At 65.8% G+C, this 7,954-nt stretch carries 8 protein-coding genes, 1 tRNA gene and 1 pseudogene; 4 read left to right on the top strand and 6 right to left on the bottom strand.

Translation table 11 applies throughout. The features are described 5' to 3' along the window. Positions 1–791: aldehyde dehydrogenase family protein (locus FVW27_RS02720; protein WP_243838171.1), on the bottom strand; the 791-nt coding region annotated here is incomplete at its 3' end. A gap of 533 nt (positions 792–1,324) precedes the next feature. Here FVW27_RS02720 and FVW27_RS02715 point away from each other — a divergent pair. Next, complete coding sequence (locus tag FVW27_RS02715) at positions 1,325–2,716, top strand: NAD(P)/FAD-dependent oxidoreductase (RefSeq protein WP_167122536.1); 1,392 nt, start codon at positions 1,325–1,327, stop codon at positions 2,714–2,716. Positions 2,717–2,955: 239 nt separating this feature from the next. Then, complete coding sequence (locus tag FVW27_RS02710) at positions 2,956–3,183, top strand: hypothetical protein (protein WP_167122534.1); 228 nt, start codon at positions 2,956–2,958, stop codon at positions 3,181–3,183. A 201-nt stretch (positions 3,184–3,384) separates the two neighbouring features. On the opposite strand, the gene FVW27_RS02705 is transcribed toward FVW27_RS02710, so the two are convergent. Next, complete coding sequence (locus FVW27_RS02705; RefSeq protein WP_167122532.1) at positions 3,385–4,254, bottom strand: hypothetical protein; 870 nt, start codon at positions 4,252–4,254, stop codon at positions 3,385–3,387. Between the two features lie 584 nt (positions 4,255–4,838). On the opposite strand from FVW27_RS02705, the gene FVW27_RS02700 reads away from it, so the two are divergent. After that, positions 4,839–4,915, top strand: a tRNA-Glu gene (locus tag FVW27_RS02700). A gap of 67 nt (positions 4,916–4,982) precedes the next feature. On the opposite strand, the gene FVW27_RS20770 is transcribed toward FVW27_RS02700, so the two are convergent. Genes FVW27_RS20770 through FVW27_RS21155 form a run of 3 tightly spaced genes read right to left on the bottom strand, consistent with a single transcriptional unit; the run spans position 4,983 to position 6,030 of the window. Then, positions 4,983–5,291 (bottom strand): DUF977 family protein, encoded by a 309-nt coding sequence (locus FVW27_RS20770; RefSeq protein WP_243838170.1) that lies wholly within the window; start codon positions 5,289–5,291, stop codon positions 4,983–4,985. A 17-nt stretch (positions 5,292–5,308) separates the two neighbouring features. Next, positions 5,309–5,620, bottom strand: coding sequence for a Fic family protein (locus FVW27_RS20765; protein WP_341806050.1), 312 nt, complete (start codon positions 5,618–5,620; stop codon positions 5,309–5,311). Further along, positions 5,581–6,030 carry a Fic family protein gene (locus FVW27_RS21155; protein ID WP_341806049.1) on the bottom strand — a complete coding sequence of 150 codons (450 nt, stop codon included), beginning with the start codon at positions 6,028–6,030 and terminating at the stop codon, positions 5,581–5,583. Before FVW27_RS21155 ends, FVW27_RS20765 begins: the two co-directional genes overlap by 40 nt. Before the next feature lie 231 nt (positions 6,031–6,261). On the opposite strand from FVW27_RS21155, the gene FVW27_RS02690 reads away from it, so the two are divergent. After that, positions 6,262–7,686 carry a diguanylate cyclase gene (locus tag FVW27_RS02690; RefSeq protein WP_167122530.1) on the top strand — a complete coding sequence of 475 codons (1,425 nt, stop codon included), beginning with the start codon at positions 6,262–6,264 and terminating at the stop codon, positions 7,684–7,686. Between the two features lie 35 nt (positions 7,687–7,721). Here FVW27_RS02690 and FVW27_RS02685 read toward each other — a convergent pair. Beyond that, positions 7,722–7,954, bottom strand: a pseudogene (locus FVW27_RS02685) (UDP-N-acetyl glucosamine 2-epimerase); the annotation flags it as partial.

Below are 7,954 nucleotides of genomic sequence, written 5' to 3'. Positions count from 1 at the left end.
ACCAGCGCGGCGGACGGCCCCCCGGTGATGGCGGCATACGGGGTCAGCGTGGGGGCGGCCAGCGCGGCGATGGTCCGCGCGCCGCGTGTATCGCCGTCGTACCATACGAAGTCGGGCGCGGTGGCCAGCAGGGCCTCGTCCGTTTCCGCACCGCCGCTGACCACGGCCACGTGCTCCGGCTCGAAGTACTGGCGCACCATCCGGGCCACCATTTCCGCCGTGGCCGGGGCTTCCGCCGAGGGGCGCAGCACCACGGCGTTGCCCGCGCCGATGGCGTCGGCCAGGGGCACCAGCAGGCTGCGGAACGGATCGGCCCAGTGGGCGTACGCCACGACACGGCCCAGCGGCTGACGGCGCACGTAGCTGCGCGCCTTGAACTGTCCCAGCGACGAAAGCACCCGCCGTCCGCCGCAGAAGCCGGGCACGGCCTTGATCAGCCAGTCGATCTCGTGCAGCACGGGCACCACCTCGCGCACCAGAAAGGGGTGCTCCGGGCGGCCATAGTCGGCGCGGATGGCATCGGCCAGGCGGTCGCGGTAGCCCTGCACGCCTTCGCGCAGGCGGCGCAGGGCGTCCACCCGCGCGCCGGAGGGCAGCACCGCGCTCGAGGCGATGAATCCCTTCTGGCGGGCGGCCAGCGCGGACATGTCCTCACCGATGACCGAGGGACCCGTGACGGAAGGACCGGTGGGCGCTGTTGCGCTGGCGGCGTCGGCAGGCGAGGCCGTGGAAGGGGAAGCGGCGGATGGGGCGGCGGACTGGTCGGGGGACTGGGCGGCGGACTGGGTCATGGCGCACTCCTTGGCGGACGTTCCGGCACGGGGCGGATGCGCCCCGCCCGATACGCGGGGTTCGGGGGACGATTGGCGGCTGGCCGGGGCGCGGGGTGCCGGAATTGCCCGCCTGTCTGGGCCGATCCGGACGGATCAGGACTTGCCCGGCCCTGCCTGGATCGGTCTGGGCCGGGCTTGCCTGTCCGGTCAGGTCTGGGCCGAAAAACGTGACGCACGCCCGGTACGGTCCGCCATTGTGTAGTGATAACGCATCCCGTGTCGCCGCGCCAGTGGGGGCGGCGTGGAAACGCGGCCACGTACGTCTTGACAGCGCGCCTCTTGCGGTGCAGGGTAAGCTGGCCTTCGTGCGGCCCGGCGTCTGGAGTCTGCTGTTCTGCAAGCAGCCAACGGCGCTGACGGGGCCGGTCACTGCGGGCGCACGCGACATCGCTTGCGCCCCTTCGGCGTGCCCGTGGCACGGCGCGACGCAGGTGCCCCTTTCCCCATGCCGTGCGGATGCCGCAATGATCCGTTCAGGGAGAGTTCTCACCATGTCAAAGGGTTCCAATCAGTTCGACGTCATCGTCGTGGGCGGCGGCCCGGCCGGGCTGTTCGCCGCGTACCACCTTGCCGAGCATTCCGGCCTGCGCACCTGCCTCATCGAGCGCGGGCAGGACGTGCGCAAGCGCAGCTGCCCCATCAACAAGACGCAGAAGTGTCTGAAGTGCAAGCCGTGCCACATTCTGTCCGGCATGGGCGGCGGCGGCCTGTTTTCGGACGGCAAGCTCAATTTCATCCACAAGCTGGGCAAGACCGACCTTACCCAGTTCATGCCCCGTTCCGAGGCGGAGGCGCTGATCAACGAAACGGAGACCATCTTCAACCGTTTCGGCATGGACGGCCCGGTCTACCCCTCGGACATGGAGGCGGCCAAGGCCATCCGCAAGCAGGCCAAGAAGCACGGCATCGACCTGTTGCTCATCAAGCAGAAACACCTCGGCAGCGACTGCCTGCCCGACCATATCGCCTCCATGTGCGCGCACATCCGCGACAAGGGCGTGGACATCCGCACCGGTGAAGAAGTGCGGACCCTTACCGTGGAAAACGGCGCGGTGCGCGGCCTTGTGACCGACAAGGGCGAATACTCCTGCAAGGCGGTGATCATCGCCCCCGGCCGCGTGGGCGCGGAATGGGTGGGCGAACTGGCGCGCGGGCACGGCCTGGCCGTGAGCCAGCGCGGCATTGAAGTGGGCGTGCGCGTGGAAGTGCACAAGGACATCATGTCGGACATCACCGACGTGATCTACGACCCCACCTTCTTCGTGCAGACCGACAAGTACGACGACCAGACCCGCACCTTCTGCACCAACCCGGAAGGGTTCATCGCGCTGGAGAACTACCAGGACTTCGTGTGCGTGAACGGCCACGCCTACCGCCACCGCAAGTCTGAGAACACCAACTTCGCCTTCCTGTCCAAGGTGGTGCTGACCGACCCGGTGTCCGACAACCAGGGCTACGGCACCGCCATCGGGCGGCTGGCCACCATCATCGGCGGCGGCAAGCCCATCCTGCAGCGCTTCGGCGATTTGCGGCGGGGCCGCCGGTCCACGTGGAACCGCATCAACAAGGGTTACATAGAGCCCACCATGACCAACGTGGTGCCCGGCGACATCGCCATGGCCCTGCCGGAGCGCATCGTGACCAACCTGGTGGAGGGGCTGGAGCAGCTGAACAACGTCATGCCCGGCATCGCCAACGAGGAAACGCTGCTCTACGCGCCGGAGATCAAGTTCTTCGCCACCCAGGTGGAGACGGACAACCGGCTGGAAACCTCGCTCAAGGGGCTGTTCGTGGCGGGCGACGGGCCGGGCGTTGCGGGCAACATCGTGTCCGCCGCGGCCACCGGACTGATTCCGGCCAAGGCCATCATCGAACGGAACTAACCGGGCGGCGCGCCCTTGCTTCCGGGAATCGGGGCAGCGACGTGGATGTACAGGCACGAAACGGACGGGGCGCCTTGCGGGGTGCCCCGTCTTTTCGTGTGCGCGTGAAGGCGGCTGAAGAAAGCGGGCGGCAGGCGGTATGGGGAGGACGGTACGCCGCATGCCTTGAACCTTGCCGTTTCGGACTTATGTTTGGGGACGAGACACCAACCGCGCCCGGCGCGAGGGAGGTGATACGCATGTTCACCGGCATAGCACGCGTGCCGAAGCACGTATGGGACAGCGACCCGGTCGTTCGGGACGACTTCGAACGGTTGATCGAACGGCTGGAAGGGCTGGCCCTGGATGTGGGCCTGGACCCTGACCGCAACATCTGCCTTACCGACAACAAGGATGATGTGCGGGTGGGGATAAGCGAGGAGATGGACATGTATCTGCGCGAGGAGCCTGGCACCTGGCGCATGTAGACGAGATGGCGCGTTGGCCATGATCCGGCCCGACTGGCAGGCCGGATCTGTCTGGCCGGAACAGTCAGGCGGGAGGAATCAGGCCAAGGCAGGGCCTGACCGGATGCGACGCGCGGAAGGAACAACAAGGGGGCGCTCCGCCGTGACGGAACGCCCCTTTTTCATGGTCTTTTTCCGGCGCACCCCGCCTGCGGGCTCCGCCTACGAACAGGACGAGGACACCGAGCTTGGCGGAAACACCCGGATGGCCCAGGTCAGCGCCAGCGCGAACAGCGCCGAGACGATGCCCACGGCGGCGTCCCAGAACGGCGGCGCGCCAAGGGCGATGCGCATGAGCAGGGTGGCGATGACGTAGCCCGAGTTGCGGAACACCGCGTGGAACGAGGGCATGAAGGTCTGCGCCACCAGCACCATCAGGATGTCCGCGAAGATGAGCACCGTGTAGATGGTCTCGAAGAAGTCGAACGACTGGCCGGTGGTGGCGAACATCCAGCCGTCCCACAGGGCGATGCCGATGAACGCCAGAAACAGGCCCAGCGCCAGGATCTTCTTGGCCATGACGTAGTGCATGCGGTCCATGGCCGAGGTGATGTACCCCTGCGGCCGCTGCACCTTGTAGTAGATGCCCAGGCACACGAAGATCACCAGCGCGGCGCTGGCCGATACGATGATGTGCAGCACGGGCTGAAAGTCGAGCGACAGGGTGATGGGCTCGTGCATGTGCGAAAGCTCCTTGAAGGAGTTTCGCAGCAGGATCAGCGCGAGAATCTCGAACTGTTTGCCGACCGACCGTGACAGCGAGCAGGACAGCACCAGGATCAGGCTCATCACTTCCAGCACCAGCAGCATGGTGAAGGCAAAGTTGACGGCCTGGAAATGGTTGGAGGGAACGAAGCGGGTCAGTTCCACCGGCAGCCCGGCCAGCAGGCCGCGCCGGTTCAGTTCTATGGCGATGATGCCGCCGATGAACGCGAAGATGAGCGCAAGCGCCACCCGGCGCTGGGTGCGCGGGTGTTCCCAGTAATGGTCCAGCAGATCGAAGAGATTGGTGAGTGGTTCTAGGCGGAACATGGTCGTGCCCGGGCGCGGGGGCCTGATGGATGGTTTCGTGTCTTTCGCGGCTACGCGGAGTGCGGGCCGCGTGCGCATGTGACCAGTAGCATCCGCCTATAACAGAGAATAATGACAAACAGAAAGGGATTTGCCTGAATTTTCCGAACCGTCGGTTGGTCCGCCCCGGCGTTGCCGTATGGGCTAGGGACCAGGTTCACCGGCAAATCCCTTTCATCGGGAAGTGTTCCGTCGGCATTATTCCTTCATATCCTCCGCCGGGGTTTACCTGCGGCTGCCAGGGGAGCACCCGCGGTCCTCTGCCATGTATGTCTGGGAAGCGGGGGCCTTCCCTGACGTGCATGACCTTTCCCTTGTTCTAGAGATAAGGCCGCGCGTGGGGGCGTCAAGCGCGGTGGGTGGCGGTTGGCGTTATTTTGTGAGGTGGGATTGGAGGGGCGAACCCAGCCGAACTGGACTGGGCGGGCAGCGAGCGGCGCAGGGCAGGCAAGCTGCCCCTGCCCGCCGCACCCGCCGAAAAAACAGTTGACGCACGGCCTTTCCGTTGGCTATTGAATCGCTCCGCGCCACTGGCGCGCCAGCGCGTCCCCATCGTCTAGCCGGCCCAGGACAACGGCCTTTCACGCCGTCGACAGGGGTTCAAATCCCCTTGGGGACGCCAAATTTCAAGAGCCACCAGGAAAATTTCCGGTGGCTCTTTTTGCGTCTGGTGTCGTCGGTGGGTATCGTCAGGAAAGCCGGTACCACACTCCACGGCCTTTGCCCTGCATGGCAAGCTGACCGCTTTCCACCAGCCTGCGGAAGTGTTCCTTCAGGGTGTTCCGGCTGGCCCCGGTCAGGATGGTCATTTCCTTCAGCGTCACCCGGCCATGCGCGCGGGCATGGTCCATGATGCGCAGGGAAAGTTCCGGCAGGGCCGCCAGCAGGATGCGTTCCCGCTCCACCTTCCGTTCCAGCCGCTGCATCTGCTGGTGCAGGGCACGCAGAAAGAACAGCAGCCAGGGCTGCCAGTCGGGCGTTTCGGTGCGGATGGTCACCTGCGTCTGGCGCAGGGTCAGATAGTAGCCTTCCCTGTTGTTCTCGATGACGCTTTCCAGCGAACTGTACGGCGTGTAGCCGTACCCACAGCGCAGCAGCAGAAGCGTGGCAGGATGCGCGACAGGCGACCGTTGCCGTCCTGAAAGGGATGGATGCCCAGGAAGGCCACGGTGAAGATGCCGATGACCAGCAGCGGGTGCAGGCTTCTGGTTTCCAGCGTGGCGTTGGTCCATTCGATCAGTTCGCGCATCAGGCGCGGCGTGTCGAAGGGCGCTGCGGTTTCGAAGACTATGCCGATCTGCCGTCCCTCCCCGTCGAAGGCCGCCACGTTGTTGGGCGCGGTCTTGTACCCGCCCCGATGCGCTCGTCCTTGTGGCTGTGGCGCAGCAGGTTCCGGTGCAGTTGTCGGATGTGGTTTTCCGTCAGGGTGATGTGCTCCCATGCCTGAAAGACCTGTTCCATGGTCTGCGCGTAGCCAGCCACTTCTTCCTCGTCGCACGTGGTGAAGGCATGGTCGGAAAGGTGCTCCAGCAGCCGTTCCACCTCGCTGTCGGACAGCCTGCTGCCCTCGATGCGGGTGGATGATCCCACGCTTTCAATGGTGGCCACCCGGCGCAGGGCGGAAAGGCGTTCGGGCGCAAGGGTTCCCAGTGCCTTCCAGGCCCCCTTGAACTCATCGATTTCCGCGATCAGGCCAAGAAATTCCGGCGTGATGCGCAAGGTGGAGGTGGTGATCATGTCCGTACGCTCATCCGAAAACATCCGATTCGTCAATCCATAAATGCATCCGTTTTCATCCGATTGTGAGCGGCGACGAGTCGTTTGCGCCACTGCCCGTGTACGGTCCGCGTTGATTGGGAATGGTTGATGATACTTCTTGCCCGCCCGGGGAGTGCGGGTACACAATGCAGGAATTGGGGCGTCTTTCCCTGTGCCCCCCTGCATGCCGTGCCGCCGAGAGGTTGTTTGATGTCCCGCAGGTTGTCCCTGTTCCTTTTTTGCATCCTCCTGCTTGCAGTGCAGTTGGCCGGGGCATTTCCCGCCGTCTGCCTTGCCGATTCCAGCCCCGCAGACGTCCGGTTCACCCCGGCGGAGCAGCGCTTCATCCGTGAGTCCGGCCCCGTCGCCCTGTGCGTGGACCCGGACTGGCCGCCCTTCGAGCAGGTGGAGGCGCGCACCGGCCAGCCGCGTCACGTGGGCATTGCCGCCGACATCATCGCGCTGGTGGCGCAACGCACCGGCCTGTCCTTCGAGCTGGTGCCCACGGCCACATGGGATGAAAGCATCGCCGCCGCCCGGGCGGGCCGTTGCCAGGCGCTCAGCTTTCTGAACCAGACCCCGCAGCGCGAGGCGTGGCTGGGCTTCACCGATCCCCTGCTGATCGACCCCAACGTGTTCATCACCCGCACGGAACACCCGGCCATCACCGACCCGGCGGCGCTGGAGGACGCGACCATCGTGTTCCCCAGAGGCACGGCCATGGAGGAGCTGATCCGCAAGGATTACCCCAACCTGAGGGTGCTGGTGACGGAGTCGGAGGCCGATGCCATCCGCATGGTCGAGGAACGCAAGGCCGACATGACCATGCGTTCGCTCATCGTGGCGGCCTACACCATCCGCCAGCAGGGGCTGTTCAACCTGAAGATCGCGGGCAGGCTGCCGGAATACGAAAACAAGCTGCGCATGGGCGTGGTGCGGAACGATCCCCTGCTGCGCACCGTGCTGAACCGGGGCATCCGTTCGCTGACGCTCGAGGAGCGCCAGCAGATCGTCAACCGGCACGTGCCCATCACCGCCCAGACCTCCGTGGATTACTGGCTGGTGGCCCGCGTGGCCGGGTTTTTCGCGCTGCTGGCCGGGGTGGTGCTGTGGTACAACCGCAGGCTCAAGCGCATGAACGCGGTGCTGGAACGATTGGCCCGCACCGACCCGCTTACCGACCTGCCCAACCGCAGCCGTCTGAACGAACTGTTCCGGCGCGAGGTGGAGCGGGCCCAACGCTATCGGCGACCGTTTTCCATCGCCATTCTGGACATTGACCACTTCAAGCGCGTCAACGACGAACACGGTCACCTCGCGGGCGACAGGACCTTGCAGATATTCGCCCGGACAGTGCGCGACCATGTGCGTTCAACGGATACGGTGGGCCGCTGGGGCGGCGAGGAGTTTCTGGTGCTCTGCCCGGAAACCACGGCGGAAGAGGCCGCGCAACTGGCCGAACGGCTGCGGGGGGCGTTGCGCGCCACGCAGTTCGAGGGTGGGCGCACCCACACGCTCAGCGCCGGTGTGGCAGCCTTCCGCGCAGGCGACAGCGTGGACACGCTGCTGCACAGGGCGGATATCGCCCTGTACCGGGCCAAGAACGGCGGGCGCGACCGGGTGGAGGTGGAATAGCCCCCCTTGCGCGGAGTATGGAGCGGGCCCGCGCGTTATGCCCGGAATTCCGCGTGCGAGGGCAGCAGTGGGGCAAGCCCGGTCATGAACCGGTCCAGCGCCAGGGTGATGCGGCGCGAGGCGTGGTCGTCGCCGGGGGCCGCGCAGGCCGCCGACATGGCCGCGTGATGCGCGTCATCATCCAGAAGGGCCGCCGTCTCTCGCAGAATGGCGGCCTTGTCCGTTCCCACCAGCCGGGCGCGTCCGGCGCGCACCGCGTCGGGCAGAT

The organism is Nitratidesulfovibrio liaohensis, assembly GCF_011682075.1.
Classification (GTDB): domain Bacteria; phylum Desulfobacterota; class Desulfovibrionia; order Desulfovibrionales; family Desulfovibrionaceae; genus Cupidesulfovibrio; species Cupidesulfovibrio liaohensis.
The sequence above is the reverse complement of the archived record's forward strand: the minus strand, read 5'-3'. Positions and strand labels throughout refer to the sequence as shown.

Bases quoted from the DNA above. Each gene is read 5' to 3' on its own strand.
- FVW27_RS02690 (WP_167122530.1), top strand. From the start codon at position 6,262: ATGTCCCGCAGGTTGTCCCTGTTCCTTTTTTGCATCCTCCTGCTTGCA.
- FVW27_RS02705 (WP_167122532.1), bottom strand. From the start codon at position 4,254: ATGTTCCGCCTAGAACCACTCACCAATCTCTTCGATCTGCTGGACCAT.
- FVW27_RS21155 (WP_341806049.1), bottom strand. From the start codon at position 6,030: ATGATCACCACCTCCACCTTGCGCATCACGCCGGAATTTCTTGGCCTG.
- FVW27_RS02715 (WP_167122536.1), top strand. From the start codon at position 1,325: ATGTCAAAGGGTTCCAATCAGTTCGACGTCATCGTCGTGGGCGGCGGC.
- FVW27_RS02710 (WP_167122534.1), top strand. From the start codon at position 2,956: ATGTTCACCGGCATAGCACGCGTGCCGAAGCACGTATGGGACAGCGAC.